Raw genomic sequence first — 26,650 nt, 5'->3', positions numbered from 1 at the left:
TCAGTCCATTTCCGCGAGGAAAGCGAGCGCATTGTCGTGCGCCTGCGGGGCGCCGGCGCATGTGATCTTGTCGTCGCCGCCTTCCTTCTCGCTATAGCGGCGAATGTCGGAGTCGAGGAACGGACCGTCCAGTCCGCATGCGCATCGGCCAAAGGTCATCGTCACTTCGTCTCCGCTGACAATGCCGCCCCAGCGCGTCTCGATCGACAGGTCGATGACGCCGAAACGTCCCGTATGCGTCCCGCTGCGCGGAGCGGGCTGGCCGGTTTCCGGATCGAGCAGGAACAGCAGCATCCAGGGAAGGGCATGATATTTGCCCTCGCTGCATTTCGGCATCAGCGCTGTCATCTCGCTCATGCCGTACAGTTCATTGAGCATGGATATGCCGAGAAACGCCGGAATGGTCTCCCTGTACCCGTCCGGAAGGGTCGCGCCCTTGGTGCCGCCCGCGCACAGGAACAGGCTGTCCGGCGCGAAGATGCCGCCTACGCCGCGCTGCCCGCCTGCTTCGGCCATTTCATGATACATGGACCAGTTGCCGGACATCATGACCCGCTTGCCCGCCAGTCGATCGAATATCTCGTCGAAGAAGCGGGCGCGGCGTGCCGGCCCTTCCTTCTGGGCAGCAACGAAGTCGTCCAGGCGGTTCAAGATCGCGGGCGAGACCTGCGAACGGCCCAGTTCGCCGCGATTGCCCGCGGCGGCAAGGCGGCCCGCCAGCGACAGGACATCGGCGCTCAGCCGGCCGGGATTCATGGCGACGATCATCGCGTCGTCACCCTGGTAGAGATCGTGCAGCAGCGCTTCGACCATGGCGCCATAGCCATTGTACATGATGCGGTTGCCCAGGACGATGGTGGGAACCTGGTCCAGTCCGGTCGGTTCGGGCTGGCCAATTGCCTGCTGCGAGAGGCGTCCGGAACGAAGCTGGCGGCTCGCCTCCGCCGGACCGCGCGGCAGGAAGGACAATTTTCCGCTGGTGCCGGTGGTGTGGATGATCCGCACGCCCGCATCGCGATTGACCGCGTCCAGCCAGTCGTCGATCGATTCGACGCCGCTCGTCTGGACATCGGAAAGGTCGACCGTGGTCAGATTGGAGAGCCACTGGGTCAGCCGGTCGTAACGGTTCTTTTCGATCAGCGAGACCGGATAGGATTTGTAGACGGAATGTTTGAACAGCAGCGCGGCGGCGTCGTTCAGGGTCGCGATCTGGGTGATGCCCTGTTCCGCGGCGAGGTTGCGCAGGGCCGGAAGATGCTCCCGCAGTTCCTCAAACCGCTTGCGCACGGCGTGAAGCTGGATGCGCGATACCTCTTCGGCTGGCATGGCGAGGCTGGCGTCCAGGGGTTGCCAGAACATCTCCTCGGGATGCTCGTCGAACGACGCGGCGTTCACCACGCGTGATATGCCGGCTTCTGCCAAGATTCGATCCTCTCTCCTGTGCCTCAAAGGGCAAGAACTCCTGTCTCCCCCACTCGCGGTCATCCGCCCATGGCGCATCGTCTGTTCAGAGTATGCCTGGGGAAAGGGGACCGGTGGAAAGCGAATTGGGGGCCGTCACGAACCGATCGCTGTAGAACCGGAATCTTTCGGCAAGGGCCGCTGGTTCCAGACCAAAATCCTCTTTCAACCGATATTCCAACTGTCCGTGACGGTCGCGGGAATGATCGGCGATGTAGCTCTGCATCACCTGTTCCGCCTGCCCGGTTAGTTCAAGTCCGGCCATGGCGTAGATCCGGCGCACCGTGCCGATCTGATCCGACATGAAATCGCGGAAACGAACGTCGACCGCGCGGTCAGGCGGCAACAGGTCGCGATCGCGCACGCAGGCGCGCAACAGCCGCTCGATCCGGTCCACCCAGTAATTGGCGACTTCCCCCGGATTGACCTTCAGCCGCCGCAAGCGGTCGATATAGCAGTTCATCGTCAGGCAGGAGGCGACGACGTCGACCGGGTCGCGATGGGTCATGACGATGGTCGCGTCGGGAAAGGCCGTCATCAGCGGCCCGAGCTGTTCCAGATGTCCCGGCGATTTCAAGATCCAGCGTTCCGGGCCGCGCAGCCAGGTCAGCACCTGAAGCACCTTGCGCAGGTAGAGGTAGCTCGAAGTCTGGTCGTGGGAGAGATAATGGTCCCGCCAGCGATAGGGCCGGGAGATCCATTCGATCATGTAGGAGGAAAAGTCGAGCATCTGCAGCTCGATCTCTTCATGGATATGGGTCGGGCTGAGTTCGTGAACATTCTTCTGGAACGGCAGCAGGGCGTCGAGGCCGGCCCAGGACGCCTCGGTATCGGCGAGCCGGGTGTCAGGGACACCCTCGGTGGGGACCGGCATCAGCGATTCCCAATAGGGCATGGATCGCAGCCTGTCGTCCGACGCCATCAGGTTGACGAGATGCGTTGTGCCTGTCCGCGGCATGCCCAGAATGATGATCGGCCGGTCAATCCTGACATCCAGTATTTCCGGATGCCGGGCGACCATATGCTCGACACGAAGCCGGTTGGCCGCATAGCGGACCATGTCGTTGAAGAATAATGTGCGGCCAAAGGCGTTGAGACCGTCCTCGTCGGCGCTGCGCAGCATGATGTCGAGTCGAGGGAGAAAATCCTCGCGGCCGAAATCGGAAAGGCCGGTCATGCTGCGCGCCGCGTCCAGCACGGCGTCCCGCGTCAAGATGACGGGTTGGCCTTCGGCAGCCTGAAGCGCGGCGAGTGCGGCCGGCGTCTGCCGGGGCGAAGCGAGATCATCGATATACAAATGGACCTCCGTATCGAATGGCGCGGTCAGGCGATGGAAAAGCCGCCACACACGGGAATGGTCTGGCCGGTCATGAAGCTCGCGGCCGGACTGGTGAGGAACAGGACCGGTCCCGCAATTTCCTCCGGCCGGCCAAAGCGCCGCATCGGGGTGCGGGCTATCAACGGCTCCATCACCTCGGGCACATCCTTCACATGGTCGAATATCCGGGTCTGGACATTGCCAGGCGCAATCGCATTGACGCGGATATTGTCGGCGGCCCAGGCGATGGCCAGTGTCTTGGTCAATTGCACGATCGCTGCCTTGGCCGCGCCATAGCCGGGCACGGCGTCCATCCCGAAATAGGAGGACAGGGAGGCGAGGTTCACGACGCTTGCGCCGCCGGGCATGGCGCTTCTGGCGAGGACGGCGTGCAGCGCGTGCGCCAGCCGATAGGGCCCAAAAAGGATGATGGAGACGGCATCCTCGAAGATGTCGGGTTCATAGCGCCTTTCGAACCCGCCCGGATGGGATTCCCCTGCATTGTTCACCAATATGTCCAGCGCGGGCAGGCCGGCCGCGATCGCGGCACAGGCGACCGGATCGTTGGCGATCATGGGGAAATAGCCAAGACCGCTGATTTCGTCGCCATAATCGGCCGATCGGGATCTGCGCCCAGTCACGAACACGCTGGCGCCGGCATCGCGATAGGCGCGGGCAATGGCGAGGCCGATGCCGGCCGTCCCGCCGGTCACCAGGACCGTCCGTCCGGAATAATCGAATCTGCAAATCTCAGCCATGCTCATGTCACTCTCCCCGGATCGTCTTCTATCAGCATGGGCGCGGGAAGGGTGGCGATCAGTCCATTCCTTCGGCCATTATGTCGCGGATCGGACTCGAATATCCTGCCCGGCGCTGAAAATCGCGGGGCGTCATTCCGGTTTTACGGCGGAAAGCCGCGGAAAAGGCGCTTGTGGAGGCGAAACCGCACAGGCCCGCCACTTGCTTGATCGGCATGGAGCACGCCGATAGCAATGCGCAGGCCCGGTCCAGACGGATCTGGGCGATATGGGAAAGGACGGAAGAGCCCATGCTCGTTCTGAATGCCCGAAGCAGATGCCGTGGCGATATGTCAACAAGCCGGGCCAGAGCAGACACGCTGGGCGGGGGGCCATCGGTTTCGCGCACCGCTTCCTCGATGCGCCTGATCTGCCACGGCGCGAGGCCGCCGCGAGCCCTGGCCTGGCGAGGCGGCTGCGTGCGCTGGCTGCGCGTGAAATCGACCAGCAGGGTCGCAATCAGCGCTTCGATGAGCGCAGGCGCGGCGAAGCCCGGCGTGACGACTTCATGGGCAAGCCTGTGCATCGTCCGCGCGAGGGCCGGTTCGCGAAGGTCCAGCGCGGGCGGCAGATGTGCGACCGGGAGCGGCATGCCTTCGCCAGTCCGGTCGTCCGGCATGGAACACATCAGTAGCCTTTGTCGTCCTCCCGCATTGCGGCAGCTCATTTCCGACCCGGCCGGGCGGAACAGCATTCGTCCCACGGGCCGGAAATCCGGCCCGCCGCCCTCGCCATGGAAGCGCGCGACCGATCCATCGGGAACGCGGGAAAGAGACAGCCCGAATACCGCCGCGTCAGCGCCCAGAACATCGTCGAGGGGAGTGGGCCAATGATAGTTGCGTATCTCCACCATCCCGGCCGGGGACGAAAAACGGGTTTCCGTGGTAAAGGACATGGCGGCATTTCCTTCGCACGCGGCAACCGTCCTTTCGACTCATTGCCGCAACATCACTCTCTGCCGCCAGCATATGGCGCGCTGCGAACGGAGCCGCAGCCGATCGGACTAGACGCAAACAAAGCCAGCTCGGCCCGAACGGCTGTCTGAAGGGCGGCGACACGTATGGAGACGATGTGAGATGGATGCGGAACTGGAAAAAAGGGCTGGCGAACGGCTGCTGACGGGGGACGCCTGGAACGACCTGTGCGATGTTCTGAAACAGGCGGGACGTGTGATCGACCAGTTCGGCGACGCGGTGAATGAACTCGACCGGACGGAATGGTACAGGTTCCTGTCCCGCCTGGTCCGGCATGGTTTCCATCGCTATGTGGAAAATTCCGAACCGGAAAGACCCCGGCTGCTGGACACGCCATGGCGCCAGGGGATCAACTTTCAGTCCCCGGATCAGGACCATCTGATCGCCGAATTTTTCGACGGCGCGCACGACTATCGCATCGCCGGCAATCGCGGCACGATTCCCTATTTCGTCATGGCCGCGTGGGAGGGTGCCTTTCCGGCCGATCACGGTGCGCGCAACTGGGCGGAGGAGGGTGTCGACGGATTGAAGATGTTCGATCCCGCCGTGATGCGAGCGACGGCCTTCATCGCGAGCGACCAGATCCAATTCGATGAAGCCGGTAATTTCGAAGTCATCGTCAGCAGGGAGAAGCCGCCGGGCGGCGGCGCCTGGCTTCCGATCACCGGCTCCTCGGTGGGGATATTGGTGCGGACGCTCTATCATCTGCGCGAGGAAACGATCGCGCCCTCCTTGCGGATCGAACGGCTGGACGGCGGCATGCCTCGCCCGCTTCGCCCCGCGGAGCTGAGCGCCGGGCTGGCGAGGGCCGGGCAGATCACCCTGGGATATGCCGAGCTGGTCCGCCGCTGGTGGCAGGACAATTTCGACGGCCAGCCGAACCGCCTGTTGTTCGACCTGACCCTTTATCTCGCCAATGGCGGCGTGGCAGACCGACACCATGGGTTCGGCACGTGGGAATGCGGCGCGGATGAAACGCTGGTGGTCGAGTTCATACCGACGCCCTGTGACTACTGGATCCTCCAGCTGTGCAACATGTGGCAGGAAAATCTCGACAATTATGAGGATGGCGGCGGATATTTGCAGAAATACCGGGCACATTGTGAAGCGGACGGATCGGTTCGCGTCGTCATCGCGCATCGCGATCCCGGGATCGGCGGAAACTGGATCGATCCGTTCGGACATGTGCATGGCGGCTGGAGCCTGCGCCTGATCCGGACGTCGGGCAGCCCGCCGGAGGTTCTCGTCAGGCGCGTCGCGCTTGCCGATTTGCAGGCGGTTGGCCTTGCCTGCCTGGATGGGATTGAGCCAATAGTCAGCGGCGGCCTGGCCGTCTGAGGGAGGGACAGATGTCTGAGACGAAGCTGGACACAGCCTTTGAGCCCATTCTGGCGATGCTGGCGGCCGCGCCTCCGGTATCCAGCCTGGCGCCGGAAGAGGCCAGGGCATTGTGGGCCGATGCGGACATGGGCGAGAAGGAGGCGGTCTGGCGCGTACGCAATATGGATGTGCCCGGCGCGAGCGGCGCCATAGCCGCGCGCTTCTATTGTCCCGCGCGTCCCACTGCGTTCATCCTGTATCTGCACGGCGGCGGCTGGGTGCTGGGCGATCTGGCGCAGCATGATCCCGCCATTCGCGCTTTCGCCAACAGGACCGGGGCGGCGATCCTCTCGATCAACTACAGGCTGGCGCCGGAACATCCCTTTCCGGCTGGCCTGGAGGATGGCTATGCTGCGTTGAAATGGTGCCACGCCCATCGGGACGAGCTTGTGGGCGCCGCAGCCCCGCTTCTGGTGGCGGGCGACAGCGCCGGGGGCAATCTGGCCGCGGTCCTGGCCCTGGAGGCGCGCAACCGGGGCGGACCCCCGGTCCACGGGCAACTGCTCATCTATCCCGCGATCGATGGCCGTTGCGATACGCCTTCCTGGCGGGAGAACGCCCACTGCCCGCTGCTCACCAGCAGGGACATGGCATGGTACTGGAATCAGTATGCCGGGCAGGCGGATCGGCGCGATCCCCGTCTTTCGCCCTGTGAGGCACGCGATCATGCGGGTCTGCCCCCCGCTGTCCTGGCCATTGCCGGGATCGATCCCCTGCGCGATGAAGGCTTGAATTATGCCGACCAGCTTGCCCGCGCCGGAAACGAGGTGACCGTCCTTCGCTATGCCAGCTTGCCGCACGGATTTTTCAACTTCGCGCATGTCTCCGACCGCGCGGCCATGGCCTTCGACGAAATAGCGGCGGCGACGCGCCGATTGATCGCGGCCACGCCGGACTCAACGGCGGAGGGGTAGGCGGGGCATGCTCTATTCAGCGCCGTCATCAGTTGTATGACGCGGACTGCACCGAATATAGCATGGATATCAGGACGTCTTGCCGGCGATCGAACCGATCGCCGGCAAGACGTCGCTGCAAACAAAACTACTGGATCGACGATCTCATCCAATCGGATCGAAATCGGCTCTACAACTGATCGATCTCCTTGCGCGTCAGCGAGCTGACCAGCCCCTTGTCGCTGGCGGCCAGCTTGTCGAGGGGAATGCGGATCAGATGTCCGTTATAGATGATCGCGGCCGTGCCGTCGGCGACGTCATCTACGCGGCCGATCCGGCGGCCATCGGCCGAAAAGACCCAGGCGCCGCTCTTCACCGATTGACCCGTTTCCGGAGTCTGGGCGGAAACGAACGCCGGGCTGGCAAGGACGACCAGTGCGGTGGCAAGCGCGAAACGAAAATGCATATCGATCACCATCTTGATTGGGGGGCAAAAGCGCGTTGATTGGCTGCTTTGCGCAACGACTAAAGCGCCGCAGAAAAATTGTCGAGTCTGATTCGAAAACATTTGCGATCTGTATTCGGTAATGTTCCATGATAACGGTTTCCAAGGTGAAATATAAAGGATGATGACCAAGTGAAGAGGCAGGCGCGAAGGCATCCGGCGGAAAGGCGCTCCTCGGGCCGTCCCAAGACGCTTTCGCGGGATGCGATCGTCGACGCTGCCTGCGCCATCGGACTGGAACGGCTGGAAATGGCGTGCGTGGCCGAACGCCTGAACACAGGCGTGGCGACGCTATATGGCTATGTGAAAGGGCGAGAGCATTTGCTTCAACTCGTCGCCGATCGGCTGGCGATGAAGGCTCTTGCGGTCGAGGCGGGCACAGACTGGCGTGTCGTGCTGCGGCAGCATGCGGAAATGTGCTATTCGACCTTCCGGTCCGATCCGGCGCTGATCTGCAATCTGATCGAAGGACGTGGGGACGACGAGGAGATCGTCTATGGCCGCAAGCTCGTGGCACTGCTCGAGGCCGGGGGCCTGAAACGGCCGTCGGCGGTTGCAGCCTATATAGAAGCGAACCAGGTCATTATCGGCGCAGCCGTGATGTTGGCGCGCCGCCATGTTCTTGCCCGCCACTCCCTGGATGAAGAGGGCAATCCGGTCCCGCTGCCGTCAATATTGGGCGATTATCGGCCGGCGCTCGAAAGGATCGTCAAATCCGTTGCGGAGCATGGCGCGTCATCGGCCGCGCCGGATTGACGCCGCCGGTCGGCCTTCTGTCCGCCATCAGCGTCGCGCGTGCACCCCGTAAAGGAATGTCTTGACCGCGGCGGCCACCCATTGGCGCTGCTCTTCCAGCGTATGTCCGCTGTCGCCAAAGAGATAGTCGATGCTGCTGGTCGTCAGATGAAGAAATTGCTGGGCCGCGCGGGCATGGTCTTCGACGGTGATGACTCCTTCCAGGGCCTGGCGCTCCAGATAGTTTACCAGTGGCTCCAGCGCATATTGCCGGAACGAAAGGCCCTGGCGGGCCAGCGCAGGCATGCGTTCTGCTTCCATGACGAGCAGCCTGGAAATGGTGCGCGAGTCAGCGCCCATGGCATCATTGTAAAAGCACATGCCAACGCCATAGAGCGTGTCCCAGATGGGCTCTTCGTTTTCTATTACCTCAGCCAGCAGCGTTCTGAGCCGCGTACATGTATGTTTGGCCAGAACCTCCAGTAGTTGTTCCTTGGTCTGGAACTGGTTGTACACGGTCCGGCGCGAAACTTCCGCCCGCGCGGCAATGCTGGCTACGGAACTGGCGTGAAATCCCCGTTCGGTAAATTCGGTCATCGCTGCGCGAAGAATGACATCCTTGATTTCCGCCGCCCTGGCGCGCGTAGGTCTGCCAGCACCCCGGCTACGTTCTGCAGCACGATGCAAAACTTTCTGTTCCCCCGTCTGACGGTCAATATTCGACGTTAACATCCGACAAAAGCCCCGACAATCACGAAATACCACCCTATTTTGCAGACGGACGTCTGCCGAATGGGCAATATTGGTCAATATCGGGCCATAGCGGGTTTCGATTGGATCGTCCTAGCGCGATCGGACGATATCCGCCAAAAGCCTTCTCCGGATTGCGCCCCACTGCCTGCCCGCCACCATTTGTATCCCCTGTCCGCACGGACGATGCCGGGGCCGCGATCGCCGAATAAGCGGGGCTGGGAGAATGTCGGGCGCGCTGCCTGCAACTTGACTGAGAGATGAGGAAAATGGCGGATAATACCGGTGGCTTTACCTTCGATCCTGACGCCCTGCTCAAGAAATACAGGGAAGAACGCGACCGGCGCCTGCGCTCCGACGGCACCGCGCAATATGTGAAGATGGAAGGCGCGCTGGCGCATTATCTGGACGATCCCTATGCCGAGCGCATCGAGCGCGCGCCCATTGAGGAGGAGCTGGAGGTTGTCATCCTGGGCGGGGGCTTTGGCGGGCTGCTCGCGGGTGCCCGGCTGAAGCAGAATGGCGTTTCCGACGTCCGCATCGTGGAAAAGGGCGGCGATTTCGGCGGCACCTGGTACTGGAACCGCTATCCTGGGGCGGCCTGTGACGTGGAATCGTTCATCTATCTGCCGCTGCTTGAGGAAACGGGCTATATGCCCACCGAGAAATATGCGCGCGCGCCGGAGATTTTCGAGCATTCCAAGCGGATCGGCCGGAAATTCGATCTGTATGACAAGGCCCTTTTCCACACCCAGATCATGGAGGCGCGCTGGAACGAGGAACGCGGGCGCTGGCTGATCAGCACGGATCGGGGTGACCGCCTCTGGGCGCGGTCCTTCATCATGGCATCCGGCCCTCTTCAGACGCCCAAGCTGCCGGGCGTGCCGGGCATAGAGACCTTCAAGGGCCACAGCTTTCACACCAGCCGCTGGGACTATGACTATACCGGCGGCGACGCGCTGGGTGGCCTCGACAAGCTGAAGGACAAGAATGTCGCGATCATCGGCACGGGCGCGACCGCCGTGCAGTGCGTGCCCCATCTCGGCGCGGCGGCGAACGAACTTTATGTCTTCCAGCGCACGCCCTCATCGATCGGGTACAGGAACGATCATCCAACCGACCAGGCATGGTTCAAATCGTTGACGCCCGGCTGGCAACAGCGCCGGATGGACAATTATACGGCGGTGGTCATGGGCATTCCCTGTCCCGAGGATCAGGTCGACGACGGCTGGACGAAGATGATCCACGCCGTCATGAGCAAAGCCACGCCCGACATGACGCCCCAGCAACTGGGCCAGATGTTCCAGATGGCCGATTTCGCCTATATGGAATCGGTACGCAAGCGGATCGACGATGTCGTGAAGGACAGGGACACGGCTGAGGCCCTCAAGCCCTGGTACAATCGGCTTTGCAAGCGGCCCTGCTTCCACGATGATTATCTGGACAGCTTCAACCGCCCCAATGTGCACCTGATCGACACGGCGGGGCATGGCGTGGAACGGATCACCGAAGATGCGCTGATCGTCCAGGGCAGGGAATATAAGGTCGATTGTCTCGTCTATGCGACAGGTTTCGAACTGGCCGCCTATAATAATGACGCGGTCATGCCCGTCATCGGCCGGAACGGGTTGACGCTGGGCCAGAAATGGCACGACGGCGCGACGACGCTGCACGGCATGCTCGTCAACGGCTTCCCCAATCTCTTCATCCTGAGCACCACCCAGACCCCTTGGGGGCCGAATTTCCCCCACATGATGAACGAACAGGCGCGCCATATCGCTTATATCATTGCGGAGATGGGCGCGCGCGACCTGAAGACGGTCGAAGTCGCGGAAGATGTGGAGCGCGCGTGGGTACAGTTCCACGAGGACAATGCTGCCGCTGTCATCGAACAATGGGCGGAATGCACGCCCAGCTTCTGGAATGACGAAGGCAAACCGTCCCGCAAACTTGTCCGAAACGGGTCTTTCGGCGGCGGCCTGTTCGCTTTCGTGAAGATATTGGAGGATTGGCGGGCTGCCGGCGCCTTGGAGGGGCTGGTCGCGGACCGCGAGATCGCGTGAAGCGCGGCAGGCGCTACCTTTCGCCTGGCCGGGTTACCCGGCCGGGCATCCACCGTCCGCGTCGCCAGCCGATCGCCGAATGATGAAGGGTTCCTATGCGCGCAGTCCTTTTCAGGGAGGTTGGCCAGCCGCTTGCGGTCGATGAAGTTGCCGATCCGGCGCCGGCGGCAAATCAGGTTCTTGTGAAAGTCGCTCGGTGCGGCATTTGCGGGTCCGATCTGCACATGGCGGAGGGGCATGGCTATGTGCCGCCCCCCGGCACGATATTCGGCCATGAAATCAGCGGCGAGGTTGTCGAGGTCGGACGGAGCGTCGAGGGGGTCGCGGCGGGTGACAAGATTGCCGTCATGCCGATCTTCGGCTGTGGCCATTGTACCGCATGCAGTCAGGGCATGCCGGCCCGCTGTGCGTCGATGCGGTTCACGTCAGGCGGCTATGCCGAATATGTCGCGGTCGATCCGACTTCCGCCATTCGATTGCCATCCACGGTGTCCCTCGACGATGCCGCACTGGCTGAGCCTCTGGCGGTCGCGCTTCATGGCATCGTCGCCGCGCGGATCATGCCGGGCGATGTGGTGACGATCGTGGGCGCGGGGCCGATCGGCCTTGCCGCTCTCTTCTGGGCCCGCCATTTTGGTGCCGCCCGGACCTATGTGATCGAAAAAGTCCCTGAACGTCGGGCGATAGCCGAAAGGATGGGGGCGACCGGCGTCTTCCTGCCCCAGGCGCCCTCCGGCGGCGACGGCTTTGCCCGCCATTATGGCGAATTGCCCATGGGGGAAGCGGCCGATGTGGTGGTCGAATGCGTCGGCCGCCCCGGCCTGCTCATGGCGTCGGCGGCCTATGCGCGGCATGGCGGACGGCTGGTTTCCCTTGGCTATTGTTTTGGCGATGACCCCATCGTTCCGGCTGGCCTTGGCATGCGCGAATTGCAGCTCCATTTCCCGCAGCTCTATACGCGCAGCGAGTTTGAAATGTCGGTCAATGTGCTGGACGCGGGAGCTGTCGAGCCGCGCCACATGGTGACCGATACGGTGGGGTTGGATGCCGTGCCGGAAATGTTCGAGGCTCTGCGCACGTCGCCGCGACAGTGCAAGGTGTTGATCACGCCATTCCCATGATGCGGACGGACGGCCAGCCCGGACCGCCGCAACATACAGGAGGAGGATATGGACAAGGCGATACAGATCGGCCTGGCCAAACGACTTCTCGCCCATGCTGAGGCGAAGACGACGGATGCCGCCGAAAGCCAGATGCGCGTTCCGGTCACCGATTATTTCGACCGGCGGATCTGGACGAGCGAGGTCGAGAAAATCTACAGGCAGAAGCCTCTTGCGGTCGCGCTCTCCTGCGAATTGCCGGACGCCGGGTCGTTTCTGTCCCTGACGATCCTGGACACGGCCGTTCTCATCACCCGCACGGCAACGGGATTGCGGGCTTTCCTCAATGTCTGCCGCCACCGCGGCGCGGTTGTTGCACCGGAAAATTGCAGCGGCCGGCAGACGCGATTTTCCTGCCCCTATCACGGATGGACATATGATAATGAGGGACGCCTGCTGGGCGTCGCCGATGCCGCCACTTTCGGCCCGGTGGACCGGGCCAGCCGCGGCCTCACGGAACTGGCTGCCGCCGAACGATCGGGCCTGATCTTCATCGTCCTGACGCCCGGTATCTCGTTCAACATCGGCCAGTGGATGGCCGGCGCGGACCGGCATATGGGACTGGAGCAGCGGCTTGCCGATTATCGTGTGGTCGGATCGCGAACCGTGCAGGCCGCCAATTGGAAGCTGGTCGTCGAAGGACATCTGGAGGCGTATCATTTCGCGCAGTTGCATCGGGACAGCGTCGGCCGTTTCATGGTGTCGAACTGCACGGCGCTCGACCGCTTCGGTCCGCATATCCTGATCACCTTCTGCCAGAATTCGATACACCGGCTGCGCGACATTCCGGAGGCGCAATGGGAGCCGCTGAGAGAAGACATGATCAACCCCCAATATCTGATGTTTCCGGGCACGATGGTGACGATATGGGATTCGGCGATCATTGCGCAGGTTATCCAGCCAGGGGCGGAGCCGGGCAGTTCCGTTAGCCGGCTGGTCTACGGCGTCAAAAAGGATCTGGCCGACAATGATCTGGCGGCCGCACAGGCCGAGACGATGCTGGATGGCGTGGCGAAGCTGGTCGCGGACGAGGATTATCTGGCCAGCTTCCAGATCCAGCGCGGCCTCGCCAGCGGCGCGCAGGATGCGATCCTCTTCGGCCGCAATGAACTGGGGCCGATCTTGTTTCATGAAAATCTCAGGCAGCAAATGCCCTTTGCCGCCGAATAGCCGACAGATGAGGGCGATCCGGAATGAGGAAAGCAGGATGATCGATGCGTTGAAACCAGCCGTAACGAAGTGCAGGAGGGCATTGTGAGCGGCCGGGACTTCTGCCTGGAGCCGCTCGGCGTGCCGGAGTTGAACGGAGCCAAGCTCGTTGACGCGGCGGCGCAGGCAGGATTTCGCTTCGTCAGCATCTTTGCCCATGCGCCAACCCCCGAAATGCAGGTCGATGAGGTCGTTGGGGACCTGGGAAAGCGGCAGGAGATGCTTGCCCGCATGAAGGAGACGGGCGTCGGCCTGCTCAATCTGGAATGCTTCAACCTGACGCCTGAGGCGGACCCGGAAAGTTTCCGCCGGGCGCTGGAATGCGGCGCTGCGCTGGGGGCGCGTACGGCGACGGCGATCGTCTGGGAGAATGCGGACCGGGCCGACGCGTTGACCAAATATCGGCGGACCTGCGATATGGCCGCGGAACATGGCATTCGGGTCAATGTGGAATTCTTCGCGGCATGCAGGAGCCTGTATGGGATTGCCGCCGTTCGGGATTTCGTTCGCGATGCCGGCCGAACCAATGGCGGCATCGTCCTCGATATATTGCACCTCATGCGAACGAGTGGCGGCCTGCTGGGGCTGGATGGGATCGATCCGTACATGGTCGGATCGATCCAGATTTGCGACGGGCTGGCAAAGCCGCCGGTCGATGCGCTTGACGAGGCGCTCAACCGGATGTTGCCGGGAACGGGGGAATTCCCGATCCGGGCCATGCTGGACTGGGCGCCGGCCGATCTGGTGATCGGCGTGGAAGCGCCACAGGCCGCCCTGTTCGGCAAGGTGCCGCCAGAAGAGCGCGCCCTGTCCATGTATGAGGCGGCTGCGCGCGCGGCTTGCGAACCCGGATCATAGTTGACCCGTACATATTGCGGGCTGGTCCGCCGGGCTGATCTGCGTTCAGAAAAGATCGGCCATCTGACGGATCGGATCCTTTCCGTCCCAGCCCCTGGCGGCCCGCTTTATCTGTTCATAGGCGTCGAAAATCTTCGCGGCGGGACCGACCATCTTGTTGGTTTCCAATATCTCCACGAAATGGCCCAGCCGTTCGCGCGCATCGACATAGCAGAAGCGGATACGGTCATCCCCTGCGAGCGATACGCCCTTATAGGTCGCCATCTCGCCGGCCTGTTCATGACGGGCGACGATCGCATCATAATCCTCGTCATTTTTGACGTAGCTGTGGTGGAACAGTTCGCGTCGCCCGGCGATCCCCTCGGCATAGATGGAATGTCCACCCGCTGGCACCTGGAGCAGTTCGATCTGCAGATCCCCCTTGTACCCGAAGGCGACCTGTATCCTGTCATAATGCGCGGCCTTGCCCTGATAAGTCAGGTCGTAAAGCGGGAATTCGGCGAAATAGAACGGGCCGACGCCGTCCCTGGCGATCATGTCGAGCGCGGTAGCCTTTATGTCCTGCGTCGAATATGCGACTTGGGAAACTTCGGTCATCAATACCTCTCCTTGCTCCAGCAAAGGCAGAGTAGCAGCAGCCGTTCGCCGGTCTTAGTCCGGTGGGACGTTGGCTGCGCGATCCATGGGGATAAACCGGCATGATAGCTTGATGGTTGCGACTGAAGGAGATGAAGGTGTCGAAGAATGTGGGGAGTGTCCTGATCAAGGGCGGTCAGGTCATCGATGGCACGGGTGCGCCTGCATTCGCGGCGGACGTTCGCTTGGCGGACGGCCGCATTGTCGAGGTCGGGCCCGATCTGGTGGCGGGCGCATCCGAGGTGTACGACGCCTCGGGCTGTTATGTCAGCCCCGGCTTTATCGACACACACACCCATTATGACGGTTCGCTGTTCTGGGATCCGTCGTGCGATCCGATCCTGCAGCATGGCGTGACGACCGTCCTGATCGGTAACTGCTCGCTCGGCCTCGCCCCGGTGCGCAAGGAAAGCGTGTCCGATCTCGCCACGCTCTTCAGCTATATCGAGGATTTGCCGAAGGACACGTTCGAACAGGAAATTCCCTGGACCTGGGAAAATTTTGAAGAATATGCCGCCGAGATGCGGAGCCGCCGGTTCGGCGTCAATGTCGCGTCCCTGGTCAGCCACTCGCTGCTGCGCACCTTCGAACTGGGACAGGATGCCTGGACGCGCGCCTCGAACGACGAAGAGATCGGGCGGATCACCGCCAATTTCGATTCCGCCATGGCGGCAGGCGCCTTCGGCATTTCCAGTTCGCGGTTCGACCGCAATCCTGAGGGCGATCTGGTGCCCAGCTTCCATGCGGACAACAGCGAACTGGCTGGCATCTTCGGCATCGCGCAAAAGTACAAGGGCGTGTTCCAGGTGATCCCGGACATGGGGAGCCTGGATCAGCAGGAGAAGGACCTGCGGGAATATTGTGGTTATTCGATCAAGCATGGCGGCGTGCCGGTGCTGTCCAACGGCATCTATCAGCGCCCGGACGACCCCGATTACCATCCCCGGTTGATGAAGATGGCCAGGGAAGAGCGGGCGAAGGGCGCCAATTTCCATTTCCTGGCTTCGCCACGATCGATCGAACTGCTGGTGAACTTCCACCAGGCGATGGTCTTCATCTATGTGCCCAGCTGGAATGCTGTGGTGCAGCCGGGCATGGCGATCGAGGAAAAGCGGCGGCGCCTGGCCGATCCCGAATGGCGGGCGCAGGCGCGCGCGGACTGGGATTCAGTGAAGGAAGGCTTCCCGAGCGGCGGCATGATCCGCGGCTTCCGCATCGTCAAGGTCGGGAAAGCGGAATATGAGAATTATATCGGCAAGACGTTCGACGTCGTCCTGGACGAGCGCGAAGGCCATCCGTCCGACATTCTGGCTGACTGGGTGCTCGAAAATGATTTCGAACCCGAGTTCGTCTATCCCTTCACCAATACGGACGAGCGCATCGTCGGCGAGTTGCTGGCGGCGGACGAAAGCATCATCAGCGCGAGCGACGCCGGTGCGCATATCGGGATGTTCGACGGCGCGGGCGACACCACGCTCGTTCTCACCCGCCACGTGCGTGATCGCCCCGACATGACGCTGGAAAATGCCGTGAAGCGCATGTCGCGCGATCAGGCGCTCATCCTTGGGCTGAAGGACCGCGGCGTCATCACGGAAGGCGCGATAGCCGACATCGCCGTCTTCGACCTCGACAAGCTGCACTGGGATGTCGAGAAGAAGGTACAGGATGTTCCGGGCGGCAAGGCGCGGTTCCGCCGACCGGTGGGCGGCTTCCGCTACACCTTCGTCAACGGCGTCCTGGCGCAGCGGGACGGGGAACTGACCGGCGAACTGGCTGCCCGCTTCCTCGATGCGAGCGATCGCATCGCGGCCTGAACAAGCTGCGATGATGGCGGAACCTGAGCTTCCGCCATCTGCGCTTCGCTGCGCCCTTGGGCCGATGGCTGGCGGAGTCGTCTCTCCAGGCTGAAGAAGGGTGCGGAATGGACACAAGACTGGATGGCCAGGTCGCGATCGTGACGGGGGGCGCCTCCGGCATAGGTTTCGCGACGGTCCGAAGCCTGGCGGCATCCGGCGCTCGGGTCTGGATGGCGGATATCGACGAACCGGGAAGTCTCGGTGCGCAGGCCTCGCTGCGCCGGGATGGCCTGGATTGCGTCGTCAGGCCAGTCGACATGGGCGATCCCGTCAGCATCGCGGCCCTGGCGGGAGAGGTCATCGATGATGAGGGCGGCATCGACCTTGTCGTCAACAACGCCGTGCGGACGGACGGACGGGACGAACAGGTCGCGGATATAGACGCGGCATTATGGCAGGAGTTGCTGGCGGTCAATCTGATCGGGCCAGCGCTGTTGGCGCGCGCTGCCATACCCTCGATGATCAATCGCGGCGGCGGCGCCTTCGTCCATGTCGCGTCGGTTGGCGGCTTGCGCGGGGAAGATACCAGGACCTGTTACGGCACTGCAAAGGCGGGCCTGCTCGGCCTGTCGCGATCGATCGCGGTGCAATATGGCAAGCAGGGCATCAGGAGCAATTGCATCGCGCCCGGTCTGGTGATGACGCCGGCGGCACAGACGGCATTTGATCCGGCAATGCTGGACATGCTGCGGCATCATCATATGACGGCGGAGCTCGGGACGGCCGACGGAATTGCTAAGGCGATCACCTTTCTCCTGTCGCCCGCCGCCGCTTTCCTGACCGGTCATGTTCTCGTGATGGACGGCGGCTTTTCGATTGCCACTCCCATTGTGCCGGCCTTCCGGAGCATGGGGCAGGACAGATGACGACCCCTCGCCCCTTTGTCATCGATGTGGAGCAATCCACGCTCGACCGGATCGACCGCAAGCTCGCCGACAGCCGCATCGGCTATGCGCCACAGGACGACAGGGACTGGCGCTATGGCACCGACGCTTCCAGTCTTCGCGCCTTTGTCGATCATTGGCGCAACGATTATGACTGGCGGGCGCAGGAAGCGATGCTGAACCGCTGGCCGCAGGCGCTGGCCGAGGTGGATGGCGTGCTGCTGCATTTCTATCATATTCCCGCACCCGGCGGCGAGGCCGGACGACTGCCCATTCTGCTGATGCATGGCTGGCCGGGTTCGATCGTCGAGTTTCAGGCTGTCATCCCCCTTCTTCTGGATGCGGGCTATCCGCTCGTCGTGCCCTCCATTCCCGGCTTCGGATGGTCCGGCAAGCCGCCTCGTCCCTTGGGGGAAAAGGCCATGGCCGCGCTGATGCGCAGGCTGATGGTGGATGTTCTGGGATATCCCCGCTTCCATGTGCAGGGCGGCGATTTCGGATCGCTGGTCGCGACGCAGCTAGGCATCTGGCATGCCGATGCCGTTGCCGCCCTCCACCTCAACTTCTACCTGCCCGACGGTCCCGGAACATCGGCCGATCCGGAACTGCAAGCCTATTGGCAACAGCTCGCATCGCTCACCTATCCCGAATCGGGCTATCTGCATCAGCAGGGGACGAAGCCGCAGACACTGGCGCTCGCCTTGCACGACAATCCCCTCGGTTGGGCGGCCTGGACCCTGGAAAAATTTCATGGATGGAGCGACTGGCGGAGCACGGGGGCGAACGGTTTCCAGACCGATCAGCTGATCACCAACATGATGACCTATCTTGTCACGGACTCGGTGATTTCATCGATCTGGATGTATCACGGCTCGTCCCATGAACAGGGCAAGGAAGGGCGGGTCGAAGTGCCGACCGCGATTGCGCATTTTCCAGGCGAATTTTACCCGTTGGCCGACCGATCGCTCGCCGCACGGCGCTATAATATCGTGCGCTGGACGGAAATGACTGCCGGCGGGCACTTCGCCGCGATGGAAGCGCCGGAGGCGTTTGCCTCCGATCTCATCGCCTTTCTGGACGGGCAGGATTGCTGACCCGGAATTTTTTTGCAGCTTTCGGGAATCCGGGCTGCGGTATGCTGGTGGCGGTGGCGTCACAGGCAAATGCGCATAGGATTTCTGTTCAACCACGATCAGATTCATCAGATCGCCCACAGCCTGCCTATTGCCATCGCGCTGGCAAAGGGGGGCTTTGCAGGCGAAATCATGGTCGCCACCACCAACGGTCAACTGGCCGCCGAAGTCAGGCGACTGGCCGGGGAATGGCTGGATTCGAAAATCCAGCATGTGGAACTTTCGCTCTCCCCCTCTACGGCCAGGATCAGCCGGCTGCTGGAACATGTCGTCCCGGCCTCCAAATTGCTGGTTTATCGCGACAATCTCGATTTCTTCCGCAGCCTTGATATTCTGGTCGTCGCGGAAAAAACATCGCTGCTGCTCAGGTCGCGCTATCGCCTGGATAATCTGTTCATCGTGCATACCCGCCACGGTGCGGGTGACCGTGCCATTGGTTTCGACAAGGCCAGCGCGCGCTTTGACCATGTCCTTTGTTCGGGCGAGAAGATCCGCCGCCGATTGATAACCGAAGCGCAGGTTGATCCGGACGCCATCAGCATCGTCGGCTATCCCAAGTTCGACATGATCCGCCAGGCTGGACGCAGCTATCATGTGGAGCGCGATCGGCCGACCGTGCTCTACAATCCGCATCCCTCGCCGCACCTTTCGTCCTGGTACAGGCATGGGCGGCAGGTGCTTGACCATTTCCAGCGCCATGACGATCGGGCCCTGCTGTTCGCGCCCCATGTCATGCTGTTTCAACGGCCGTTCGTGGTCACCATCGACAGGCTGACGATCAGCCGGGCGGGCGTGATCGAAAACCGCTATCTGCACGGGGACAACATCCACATCGACCTGGGCAGCCGCGCGTCCACGGACATGAGCTACACGACCGCTGCCGACATCTACCTGGGTGATGCGAGCAGCCAGATCTATGAATTCCTGCTTCGTCCGCGCCCTTGCATCTTCCTGAACAGCCACGCAATCCAATGGGAAGGGAATCCCAACTTCGCCCATTGGCAAGCCGGTGAAGTCATTTCCGATCCCGCAGCGCTGAGTTCCGCGTTCGACCGCGCGGACGCTCTGCACCACGAAAGATACCGCGCCGTACAGGAAAGGCTGTTCGCCGAGAGCTTCGACCTGAATGGCCGTCCCTCGTCCGAAAGGGCGGCGGAGGTGATCGCCATGCTGGCAGAGCGCCGAAGCACCGGTCGTGATCCCCTTTCGGCCGTTCGCGCGGCGTGACGGCGCTGCTGACCATCATCCTTCCCTTCTTCAATGAACAGGGATGGATCGGCCGCACGATCGACAGCCTTGTCGCGCAGAATGACGAGCGCTTCCTGCTGCTGCTGATCGACAACGGTTCGACGGATGGAGGCGCGGCCGAAGCGGCCATCCATATCGCGGCTCTGGGCGACCGCGCGAGAATTCTCTCCTGCCCCACACCGGGGAAAATCAATGCGCTGGCGGCCGGTCTGGCGCAGGTCGATACGCCGCTGGTCGCCACCTGCGACGCGGACACCATTTACCCGTCCGATTATGTAAGGCGCATCATCGCCCTGTTCGGCCATCATGACGGCGCCGCGGCGGTGATGGCGATCGACCTTTATGCGCCGGCAGAGGATATGCGTTCGCAGCGCCGCATCGCCTTCATCCTGCGCAAGGGCCGGCGCTTTGCGACCAAATGCCATGCCGGCGGCTATGCGCAGGCCTTCCGCACCGCGGCGCTGCGCGCCGGCGGCGGCTTCGACGCAGCGCGCTGGCCCTATGTGCTGGAGGATCATGAAATCGTCCATCGCATCATGCGCCATGGCCGCGTGGTCTACCATCCCGACCATGTCTGTTTCCCCTCGGAACGGCGCGTATCACGCGATGCCGTAAGCTGGACCAGGGCAGAGCGATTGCTCTATCGCTATTTGCCCGGCAGGGCGCTAGACTGGTATTTCTATCATTTCCTGGGGCGCCGCCTTGCCGCCCGCAACAGCATGGGCGTCGCCTTGCGGAACAAGGATTGGGCTTCGCCATCGGCATGACGGAACGCGTTGGAATTGCAGGGCGCATATTCAAGGGATTGGGACTTGTGCTCGGCGGAAAGGCGGGCGCGGGTGTCATCAGCCTGATTTACCTCGTCATCGCGGCCCGCGCCCTCGGGCCGCGCGACTATGGTATATTGGTGTTGGTCCATGCTTATGTGACGGCGGTTTGCGGTATCGTCGAATTTCCCGCCTGGCAGGCGATCATTCGCTATGGCGCGGAGGCGACGGCGGACAATTCGCCCCATCGGCTCGCCAGGCTTCTGCGGTTCGGCACCACGGTCGAACTCGCCGGGGGTGCCGCAGCGATCCTGGTGGCGATGATATTGGCCCCGTTCGTCGGGCCGCATCTTGGCTGGCCACCCCAGACGGTCGCCTTCGCCATTCCCTATAGTTTCGCTGTGCTGGGATCGGTGCGTTCGGTACCTGCCGGCTATCTGCAACTGATCGGCCGTTTCGACCTTATCGGGGTGCATAATGTGGTTCAGCCGACGATCCGACTGGCCGGCGCGCTGCTGGCGCTATTGACGGGATGGGGCATCGCCGGCTTTCTGGTCGCATGGCTGATCGCCGCGCTGGCTGAATTCGCGGTGCTCTGGGGCATGGGGTGGTGGTGCGCGCGCCGCCATCTGGGCCCCGTCCTGCATCGTCCCGAAAGCGGCAGCGCGAGGACCGACAATCCCGGCATCTGGCGCTTCCTGGTCGCCAGCAATGCGGATGTCACGCTGAACGAACTGGCCGGCCGCATAGCGCCGCTGATCGTCGGCTGGGTGCTTGGACCGGCCATGGCCGGGCTGTTCGCCATCGCCCAGCGCGCCACCGTGATCATCGCCCAACCCGCGCAGATATTGGGTAACACCGCCTATGCCGAACTGGCGCGCATGGTGGCGGCGGGCGAAGGCGGCGCTCCGTTGCGCAGGACATTGGTCCGGGTCGTGGGTATCGCCCTGGCCGCGGCGGCGCCCGTCGTCCTGATCGCCGCACTCTTCCCGACGCCGATCATCACGCTGCTGGGCGGGACGGCGTTCAAGGCGGCGGGCGGCATCATGGTCGTGCTGATCGCCGCGCGCATGATCGCGGTCATTGGGCCGCCGTGCAGCTCGGCCCTGTCCGCTATGGGATATCCCGCCCTGTCGATGAGCGCCAACCTGTTCGCCAGCATGATCTTTCTTCCGATACTGCCATGGTTGCTGAGCGAAGCTGGCCTGATGGGCGCCGGTTTGCAGGCGGTGGGGCAGGCGCTGCTGTCCAGCGCCCTGCTTTCAGGCCTGGTGTGGCGGCGGAGCCAGCTTCATTGAGCCGCCCGCGGATCGCCTATGTCATCAACTCCGTGGAGGGGGGAGGGGCAAGCCAGCCCGTTCCCGCCATAGCCCGCGTGCTCCGCGATGGCGGAGCGCAGGTGCGCCTGTTCGCGCTTACCCCCCGGGATCGCCGGGGCCTTCCCGCCATGGCGGCGGCGGGGCTGGATCCCGCCGTGCGCGAGGGCGGCCTGACGGACCATGTCGCCGCCGCGCTCTGGTTTCGGCGCGAACTGCGGGCCTGGGGCGCGACCCATATCTGGTCGTCGTTGAGCCGCGCGACGATCCTCAGCCTGATCCTTGGTCCGTCCATGGGCCTGCCGGTGATCTGCTGGCAGCATGCGGCCTTCCTCAAGCCCTGGAACCGGCGCCTCATGCGGCTGCTGTCGCGGCGCGCGACGTTGTGGGTAGGGGATTCCCGGTCCGTGACGGACCTGACCGCGGAACGGCTCGGGGTTCCGCTGGAGCGCCTGAGATGCTGGCCTATCTTCGCGGCCGATCCGGCAATGGTCGAGGCGCGGCCGTGGCAGCCGGGCGAATGGCTTCGCATCGGCAGCCTTGGCCGCCTGCATCCAGTTAAAGGCTATGACCTGCTGATCGCTGCGCTGGCCCGGTTGAAGGCTGGCGGCTTCACCCCCGCTACTCCCGTCCAGTTCGTGATTGGAGGCGAGGGCGCGGAACGGCAAAGACTTGAGGCCATGGCAGCGAGCGCGGCGCTCGACACCATCGCCTTTCCGGGCTTCGTTGATCAGCCGCACGCCTTTCTTTCGAACCTGCATGCTTATGTGCAACCCTCCCGGTCGGAGGGATTCTGCATCGCCGCGCATGAGGCATTGACGGCGGGGCTTCCCGTCCTGGCGTCGTCGGTGGGGGAACTGCCCTATTCCATCCGTCAGGATGCGACCGGCCTGATCGTTCCGCCCGGCGATGCCGACGCTCTGGCGCGGGCGCTCCAGACCATGCTGTCGCAGCCGGAAAGGCTGCATGCGATGGGGCAGGCCGCGCGGGCCGACATGCTGGATCGCTTTTCCTGGGCGCAGTTTGCGGCTACGGGCGGCGCGATCCTGAACGAAATCGTCCCAGTTGACGCTGAACGTCCAGCGCCAGGCCCCGCAGCGATGCGTCGATCCGCTTGACGTCGAACAGGGTGATGTCGCCGCATGCCGTCAAGCTGTGCATGCCCTGGCTGTAGTCGCCGACGTCGGCGGGGGGTATCAGGGCATCGCCGGCCTCCGCCTCGAACTGCCGCTCATCCAGGCGATTGATCCACAGGGGCCTGAGTGCGCCGCCATAGGTGGCGGTGCAATCCTGCACCGGCAGCATGATCCTGTCGCCGAGCGTGACAGCGGTCCCGCCCGGACGGGAGGAACGGGGGTCGATCCGCACGGGATTGGCCGGGTGGGGAATCCATGGGCCGCACAGCCTGTCCGCCCAGGCGACATGAAGATGGGCCAGCTTCGTGGTTCTGGTCGTCGCTGGTGAATAGAACAGGTACCAGCGTCCGTCCCGCCGGAGGATGGTGGCGTCGACGGGCACGCAATCCAGTTCGATGCGGCATTCGGGCCGCCAGTCCAGAAGATCGCCATGATCGCGATAAAGCGTCAGGGCTCCCGACCGGTGCGCTTCGGGCAGCATCCAGACGGCGCCGTCTGCGGCAAAGACCTGTGGATAGGAGAGATGCCAAGGTTCGCTGAGGCAGGGGTTGCGATCCACAAGCTGCATATGTTCATCGAAAAGCAGCCTTTCTATTGTTCCGTGCCGGGAACGATAATCATATTGCTCAACGAACAGATGCAACCGCCCCTCTTCGTCGCGCAAGCCGAAAGGGTCGGCCAGAAACTGGAAGGACGGTTCCTCGGCAAGCCAGGTGACCGGCCCGTCCATCGCGCCGGTCGCCAGAACATGTTCCAGCGGGCGGGCGAGTATCCCGCATCTCCATATATCCTTACGCCGAGGCATGACGGTCCATATCAATTGTATCAGGGGGAGTGAAGCAGACATCCGGGCATGGATTGCCCTGGCTTGGGGGATCACTCCATCGTCAAATGTCTGTTGTCTTGCAAAGTCTTCGGCAGATGTTGAAGCAATAATCGCAATATATGCATAGAGATTTCAGCTATTGATAAGATATAATATCCTATCATCAAATACTCATATCCATCATTGTCATAAATATGCCAAAAATGACGAATTACGCCTATATTAAATTTAGTTTAGATTGATCGACAATCTTGCGGCACGCCTCCCTTCTGATAGATGGGCCAAGTCCATCTTCAGGGAATGTTCAGCCGCCAATGCCGTTTTCCAACGTTGCGCCAGGCTCGCGGTTTGCGAGCCTGGCGGCATGCCTGTTTTGCGCAGCGATTCTGCATCCGCTTCCGGCGATTGCGGCTGTTCCCGCGCAAGCAGAGACAGCCGCCGTGCCCATCAGCCTGGATGCCGCCCTGACCCTGGCGGACGAGGCGAATATCGACGTCATCCGTGCCCGTCTTGCGCTGAAAACCGCGCAGGCGAACCTCCGCATGGCCGATACGGCGCCCAATCCGGTGTTCAGCGTCAATTCTACGCAGATCAGGCCGTCGCAAATCGGGGTTGTTCCTTATGATCGGCTGGCCGACACGGTGGCCCGCGTCGACCTTCCGCTTGAGCGGGGGGGCAAGCGGCGCGCGCGAACGGCGGCGGCCAACGCGCTGATCGACGCGGCGCAGGATGATCTGGTCAGTGCGCGCCGTGACATGCGCGAGGCCGTGTATGACGCCTATTTCGACCTCAAGGCGGCCGAAGACCGCGTCCGGATATTGCAGACCATAGCCAGCAGCTATGCCGACAGCCTCGCCATTGCAGGCAAGCAGCAGCATGTCGGGGCTCTCTCCAGCGGGGATCTCGCCCGGCAGACGGTGGAGGCCGCCCGCGCCCGCACCGACGCGGCGCAGAGCGTCACCCAATGGCATGCCGCGCAACTCGCGCTGGGAACGCTGATTGGGCGAGAGGTGCAATCGGACATGCTGGCGACGACCGGCGACTGGCCCGCGCTCGGCGGCATGAATGAACAGGCGGCCGATCTGATCGCTCTGCGTCGGCCGGATGTTCTCGCGGCGCAGGCCAGGACCATGGCGGCGAGGCGTGATGTCGATGGCGCGCGCGCGCTGCGCCATCCCGATGTGACCGTCGGGGTCCAGTATGAACGCGCCAGCGGCGCCCTGGGCGTCGGCGACTCGGTTGGTCTGGGCGTGTCCCTGCCCATCCCTGTTCGAAACCGCTATGTCGGAGAGGGAGAGGCTGCCGAGACCGCGCTGGTCCAGGCGGAAGCCGAGGAACGCAAGGCGATCTCGGTCGCCACGGCCGACATCATGATTGCGCGACAGGCGCTCCAGGAAGCCGTCGATCGCCAGCGCGCGTTCGACACAACGCAGCTTCCCGCAGCCCGCAGGGCGGCGGAGGTGGCCGAGTTCGCCTACAGCCACGGCGCCACATCGTTGATGGAACTGTTGGACGCCCGCCGTTCGCTGCGCGCCGTGGAACTGGGCGCGATCGATGCGCAATCTGATGTGGCCAACGCCATTGCGCGGCTAAGCGCCGCTGAAACTACCGGAGACGATCGCTGATATGACGAGGAGTTTTCCTCTGCGCTCCGGCGCCTCGCTGGCTGTGCTGATGCTGCTTGCAGCCTGTGGCGCCGCCGATGCGCCGCCACCCAAGGCGCCGAAAAAATCGCCGGACATGATCAGCTATGCGCCGGGTTCGCCAGAACTGGATTCGCTGCAACTGGTAACGGCGTCGAGCGGTCCTTTGCCCGTTTCCGCCGATCTCAATGCCCGCATCGTCCTGGATGAAGCGCGCACCAGTCGCGTCGGCGCGCCCGTGGCGGGTCGCGTGACCCGGGTGCTGGCGGATATCGGTCAGGCCGTTCGGGCGGGCCAGCCGCTCGCCTATCTCGATGCGCCCGACGTCGGCCAGTCGCGCGCAGACCTGCTGACGGCGCAGGCGCAGCGCAATCTGAAGGCGCGGGAAATGGAACGTTCGCGGATGCTCTTCGCGGGCGGCGCCATAGCTCGCCGCGACGTCGATGCGGCCGAGGCCGATGCTGCCTCCGCATCCGCCGAGTTGGAGCGCGCCAGCCTGCGGCTGCGCAATCTGGGCGGCGGGAGCGGCGATGCCTTGCCGCTCACAAGCTCGGTCGGCGGATATGTCATTGATCGGCAGATCAACCCTGGGCAGCAGATTTCAGCCGGGCAGAGCCCGCTCTACACGGTGTCCGATCCGCGTCATCTCTGGGTCAATGTCGATGTGCCCGAGGATTCCGTCGGCCGCGTGCGTGTTGGAGAACGGATCGAATTCGATGTTCCGGCCTATCCCGACCGCCACTTCAGCGGAACCGTCACCCAGATCGGTCTCGCGGTCGATCCCGCCACCCGCCGCGTCCAGGTACGCGCGGAAGCGGACAATCCCGACCTTGCGCTGAAACCCGAAATGTACGCCCGGGCGCGTCTGACGACGGATGACGGCCGCCGCGCGATCAAGGTGCCCAATGCCGCGATCTTCGAATCAGGGATGAAAAACTACGTCTTCCGTGCCGAAGGGGCGGACTGCTTCCGGCGCGTGGCGGTAGAGGTGGGCGAGCGCGGCGACGCCTATTCTTATGTGACCGCCGGCCTGCGCAACGGCGATCGCATCGTGGGCGAGGGCGCCTTGCTGCTGAACGCACAGCTCTCCGGGGACTGAATC

General features: G+C 63.0%; 24 protein-coding genes. 16 read left to right on the top strand and 8 right to left on the bottom strand.

Going from position 1 to position 26,650, the window contains the following annotated elements; translation table 11 throughout:
• From MRBLMC3_RS12405 to MRBLMC3_RS12390, 4 genes are all read right to left on the bottom strand, one after another.
• Positions 1 to 1,422 (bottom strand): hypothetical protein, encoded by a 1,422-nt coding sequence (locus MRBLMC3_RS12405; protein WP_363829187.1) that lies wholly within the window; start codon positions 1,420 to 1,422, stop codon positions 1 to 3.
• An 85-nt stretch (positions 1,423 to 1,507) separates the two neighbouring features.
• The gene (locus tag MRBLMC3_RS12400) at positions 1,508 to 2,758 is read right to left on the bottom strand and encodes a sulfotransferase family protein (RefSeq protein ID WP_363829185.1); all 1,251 of its coding nucleotides are present in this window, start codon (positions 2,756 to 2,758) and stop codon (positions 1,508 to 1,510) included.
• A gap of 26 nt (positions 2,759 to 2,784) precedes the next feature.
• Positions 2,785 to 3,543, bottom strand: coding sequence for an SDR family NAD(P)-dependent oxidoreductase (locus MRBLMC3_RS12395; RefSeq protein WP_363752406.1), 759 nt, complete (start codon positions 3,541 to 3,543; stop codon positions 2,785 to 2,787).
• Positions 3,544 to 3,595: 52 nt separating this feature from the next.
• On the bottom strand, positions 3,596 to 4,471 hold the full coding sequence (locus MRBLMC3_RS12390; protein WP_363829182.1) for an AraC family transcriptional regulator: 876 nt from the start codon (positions 4,469 to 4,471) through the stop codon (positions 3,596 to 3,598).
• A gap of 181 nt (positions 4,472 to 4,652) precedes the next feature.
• Between MRBLMC3_RS12390 and MRBLMC3_RS12385 the strand changes: the two genes are divergently transcribed.
• A complete protein-coding gene (locus tag MRBLMC3_RS12385) occupies positions 4,653 to 5,888 on the top strand; it encodes a hypothetical protein (protein ID WP_363829179.1) in 1,236 nt (411 codons plus the stop codon).
• Between the two features lie 11 nt (positions 5,889 to 5,899).
• Positions 5,900 to 6,844 carry an alpha/beta hydrolase gene (locus tag MRBLMC3_RS12380; protein WP_363829176.1) on the top strand — a complete coding sequence of 315 codons (945 nt, stop codon included), beginning with the start codon at positions 5,900 to 5,902 and terminating at the stop codon, positions 6,842 to 6,844.
• A gap of 169 nt (positions 6,845 to 7,013) precedes the next feature.
• Here MRBLMC3_RS12380 and MRBLMC3_RS12375 read toward each other — a convergent pair whose 3' ends face one another.
• Positions 7,014 to 7,289, bottom strand: coding sequence for a hypothetical protein (locus MRBLMC3_RS12375; RefSeq protein WP_363829173.1), 276 nt, complete (start codon positions 7,287 to 7,289; stop codon positions 7,014 to 7,016).
• Positions 7,290 to 7,460: 171 nt separating this feature from the next.
• Here MRBLMC3_RS12375 and MRBLMC3_RS12370 point away from each other — a divergent pair, with 171 nt between their 5' ends.
• Entirely contained in the window at positions 7,461 to 8,084 is a 624-nt protein-coding gene (locus MRBLMC3_RS12370; protein WP_363829170.1) for a TetR/AcrR family transcriptional regulator, read from the top strand.
• A gap of 27 nt (positions 8,085 to 8,111) precedes the next feature.
• On the opposite strand, the gene MRBLMC3_RS12365 is transcribed toward MRBLMC3_RS12370, so the two are convergent.
• Positions 8,112 to 8,873, bottom strand: coding sequence for a TetR/AcrR family transcriptional regulator (locus MRBLMC3_RS12365; protein ID WP_363736443.1), 762 nt, complete (start codon positions 8,871 to 8,873; stop codon positions 8,112 to 8,114).
• A 209-nt stretch (positions 8,874 to 9,082) separates the two neighbouring features.
• Here MRBLMC3_RS12365 and MRBLMC3_RS12360 point away from each other — a divergent pair, with 209 nt between their 5' ends.
• From MRBLMC3_RS12360 to MRBLMC3_RS12345, 4 genes are all read left to right on the top strand, one after another.
• Positions 9,083 to 10,876 (top strand): flavin-containing monooxygenase, encoded by a 1,794-nt coding sequence (locus MRBLMC3_RS12360; RefSeq protein WP_363736441.1) that lies wholly within the window; start codon positions 9,083 to 9,085, stop codon positions 10,874 to 10,876.
• A gap of 95 nt (positions 10,877 to 10,971) precedes the next feature.
• Positions 10,972 to 11,997, top strand: coding sequence for a zinc-dependent alcohol dehydrogenase (locus tag MRBLMC3_RS12355; protein WP_363829168.1), 1,026 nt, complete (start codon positions 10,972 to 10,974; stop codon positions 11,995 to 11,997).
• Positions 11,998 to 12,045: 48 nt separating this feature from the next.
• Positions 12,046 to 13,206 (top strand): aromatic ring-hydroxylating oxygenase subunit alpha, encoded by a 1,161-nt coding sequence (locus MRBLMC3_RS12350; RefSeq protein ID WP_363829165.1) that lies wholly within the window; start codon positions 12,046 to 12,048, stop codon positions 13,204 to 13,206.
• An 84-nt stretch (positions 13,207 to 13,290) separates the two neighbouring features.
• Positions 13,291 to 14,103, top strand: coding sequence for a sugar phosphate isomerase/epimerase family protein (locus MRBLMC3_RS12345; RefSeq protein ID WP_363829162.1), 813 nt, complete (start codon positions 13,291 to 13,293; stop codon positions 14,101 to 14,103).
• A gap of 45 nt (positions 14,104 to 14,148) precedes the next feature.
• On the opposite strand, the gene MRBLMC3_RS12340 is transcribed toward MRBLMC3_RS12345, so the two are convergent.
• Positions 14,149 to 14,700 carry a hypothetical protein gene (locus tag MRBLMC3_RS12340; protein ID WP_363829159.1) on the bottom strand — a complete coding sequence of 184 codons (552 nt, stop codon included), beginning with the start codon at positions 14,698 to 14,700 and terminating at the stop codon, positions 14,149 to 14,151.
• Between the two features lie 137 nt (positions 14,701 to 14,837).
• Here MRBLMC3_RS12340 and MRBLMC3_RS12335 point away from each other — a divergent pair, with 137 nt between their 5' ends.
• From MRBLMC3_RS12335 to MRBLMC3_RS12305, 7 genes are all read left to right on the top strand, one after another.
• Positions 14,838 to 16,553 (top strand): N-acyl-D-amino-acid deacylase family protein, encoded by a 1,716-nt coding sequence (locus MRBLMC3_RS12335; protein ID WP_363829156.1) that lies wholly within the window; start codon positions 14,838 to 14,840, stop codon positions 16,551 to 16,553.
• Positions 16,554 to 16,660: 107 nt separating this feature from the next.
• On the top strand, positions 16,661 to 17,461 hold the full coding sequence (locus MRBLMC3_RS12330; protein WP_363829153.1) for an SDR family NAD(P)-dependent oxidoreductase: 801 nt from the start codon (positions 16,661 to 16,663) through the stop codon (positions 17,459 to 17,461).
• Entirely contained in the window at positions 17,458 to 18,573 is a 1,116-nt protein-coding gene (locus MRBLMC3_RS12325; protein ID WP_363829151.1) for an epoxide hydrolase family protein, read from the top strand. Before MRBLMC3_RS12330 ends, MRBLMC3_RS12325 begins: the two co-directional genes overlap by 4 nt.
• A 69-nt stretch (positions 18,574 to 18,642) precedes the next feature.
• Positions 18,643 to 19,839, top strand: a complete 1,197-nt coding sequence (locus tag MRBLMC3_RS12320) for a hypothetical protein (RefSeq protein WP_363829148.1) — start codon at positions 18,643 to 18,645, stop codon at positions 19,837 to 19,839.
• Positions 19,836 to 20,627, top strand: a complete 792-nt coding sequence (locus MRBLMC3_RS12315; RefSeq protein WP_363752389.1) for a glycosyltransferase family 2 protein — start codon at positions 19,836 to 19,838, stop codon at positions 20,625 to 20,627. Before MRBLMC3_RS12320 ends, MRBLMC3_RS12315 begins: the two co-directional genes overlap by 4 nt.
• Positions 20,624 to 21,925 carry a lipopolysaccharide biosynthesis protein gene (locus MRBLMC3_RS12310; protein ID WP_363736423.1) on the top strand — a complete coding sequence of 434 codons (1,302 nt, stop codon included), beginning with the start codon at positions 20,624 to 20,626 and terminating at the stop codon, positions 21,923 to 21,925. The genes MRBLMC3_RS12315 and MRBLMC3_RS12310 overlap by 4 nt, the downstream gene beginning before the upstream one ends.
• On the top strand, positions 21,922 to 23,061 hold the full coding sequence (locus MRBLMC3_RS12305; RefSeq protein ID WP_363829146.1) for a glycosyltransferase family 4 protein: 1,140 nt from the start codon (positions 21,922 to 21,924) through the stop codon (positions 23,059 to 23,061). The genes MRBLMC3_RS12310 and MRBLMC3_RS12305 overlap by 4 nt, the downstream gene beginning before the upstream one ends.
• Here MRBLMC3_RS12305 and MRBLMC3_RS12300 read toward each other — a convergent pair.
• Positions 22,973 to 23,884: a glucosamine inositolphosphorylceramide transferase family protein gene (locus MRBLMC3_RS12300; RefSeq protein WP_363829144.1), complete on the bottom strand. Its 912-nt coding sequence runs from the start codon at positions 23,882 to 23,884 to the stop codon at positions 22,973 to 22,975. The two genes, MRBLMC3_RS12305 and MRBLMC3_RS12300, sit on opposite strands and share 89 nt — an antisense overlap.
• 461 nt (positions 23,885 to 24,345) lie before the next feature.
• On the opposite strand from MRBLMC3_RS12300, the gene MRBLMC3_RS12295 reads away from it, so the two are divergent.
• Both MRBLMC3_RS12295 and MRBLMC3_RS12290 read left to right on the top strand, forming a co-directional pair.
• Positions 24,346 to 25,530 carry a TolC family protein gene (locus MRBLMC3_RS12295; protein ID WP_363829142.1) on the top strand — a complete coding sequence of 395 codons (1,185 nt, stop codon included), beginning with the start codon at positions 24,346 to 24,348 and terminating at the stop codon, positions 25,528 to 25,530.
• A gap of 1 nt (position 25,531) precedes the next feature.
• Entirely contained in the window at positions 25,532 to 26,647 is a 1,116-nt protein-coding gene (locus tag MRBLMC3_RS12290) for an efflux RND transporter periplasmic adaptor subunit (RefSeq protein WP_363829140.1), read from the top strand.
• The last annotated feature ends 3 nt before the right edge of the window (positions 26,648 to 26,650 follow it).

Source organism: Sphingobium sp. LMC3-1-1.1, assembly GCF_040676285.1.
GTDB lineage: Bacteria > Pseudomonadota > Alphaproteobacteria > Sphingomonadales > Sphingomonadaceae > Sphingobium.
This window is presented reverse-complemented; position numbering and strand designations above follow the sequence as displayed.

Excerpts from the sequence above, each read along its gene's own strand:
- MRBLMC3_RS12395 (WP_363752406.1), bottom strand. The coding sequence starts at position 3,543 with ATGAGCATGGCTGAGATTTGCAGATTCGATTATTCCGGACGGACGGTC.
- MRBLMC3_RS12390 (WP_363829182.1), bottom strand. The coding sequence starts at position 4,471 with ATGTCCTTTACCACGGAAACCCGTTTTTCGTCCCCGGCCGGGATGGTG.
- MRBLMC3_RS12385 (WP_363829179.1), top strand. The coding sequence starts at position 4,653 with ATGGATGCGGAACTGGAAAAAAGGGCTGGCGAACGGCTGCTGACGGGG.
- MRBLMC3_RS12380 (WP_363829176.1), top strand. The coding sequence starts at position 5,900 with ATGTCTGAGACGAAGCTGGACACAGCCTTTGAGCCCATTCTGGCGATG.
- MRBLMC3_RS12375 (WP_363829173.1), bottom strand. The coding sequence starts at position 7,289 with ATGCATTTTCGTTTCGCGCTTGCCACCGCACTGGTCGTCCTTGCCAGC.
- MRBLMC3_RS12360 (WP_363736441.1), top strand. The coding sequence starts at position 9,083 with ATGGCGGATAATACCGGTGGCTTTACCTTCGATCCTGACGCCCTGCTC.
- MRBLMC3_RS12355 (WP_363829168.1), top strand. The coding sequence starts at position 10,972 with ATGCGCGCAGTCCTTTTCAGGGAGGTTGGCCAGCCGCTTGCGGTCGAT.
- MRBLMC3_RS12350 (WP_363829165.1), top strand. The coding sequence starts at position 12,046 with ATGGACAAGGCGATACAGATCGGCCTGGCCAAACGACTTCTCGCCCAT.
- MRBLMC3_RS12340 (WP_363829159.1), bottom strand. The coding sequence starts at position 14,700 with ATGACCGAAGTTTCCCAAGTCGCATATTCGACGCAGGACATAAAGGCT.
- MRBLMC3_RS12330 (WP_363829153.1), top strand. The coding sequence starts at position 16,661 with ATGGACACAAGACTGGATGGCCAGGTCGCGATCGTGACGGGGGGCGCC.
- MRBLMC3_RS12325 (WP_363829151.1), top strand. The coding sequence starts at position 17,458 with ATGACGACCCCTCGCCCCTTTGTCATCGATGTGGAGCAATCCACGCTC.
- MRBLMC3_RS12320 (WP_363829148.1), top strand. The coding sequence starts at position 18,643 with ATGCGCATAGGATTTCTGTTCAACCACGATCAGATTCATCAGATCGCC.
- MRBLMC3_RS12310 (WP_363736423.1), top strand. The coding sequence starts at position 20,624 with ATGACGGAACGCGTTGGAATTGCAGGGCGCATATTCAAGGGATTGGGA.
- MRBLMC3_RS12300 (WP_363829144.1), bottom strand. The coding sequence starts at position 23,884 with ATGCCTCGGCGTAAGGATATATGGAGATGCGGGATACTCGCCCGCCCG.
- MRBLMC3_RS12290 (WP_363829140.1), top strand. The coding sequence starts at position 25,532 with ATGACGAGGAGTTTTCCTCTGCGCTCCGGCGCCTCGCTGGCTGTGCTG.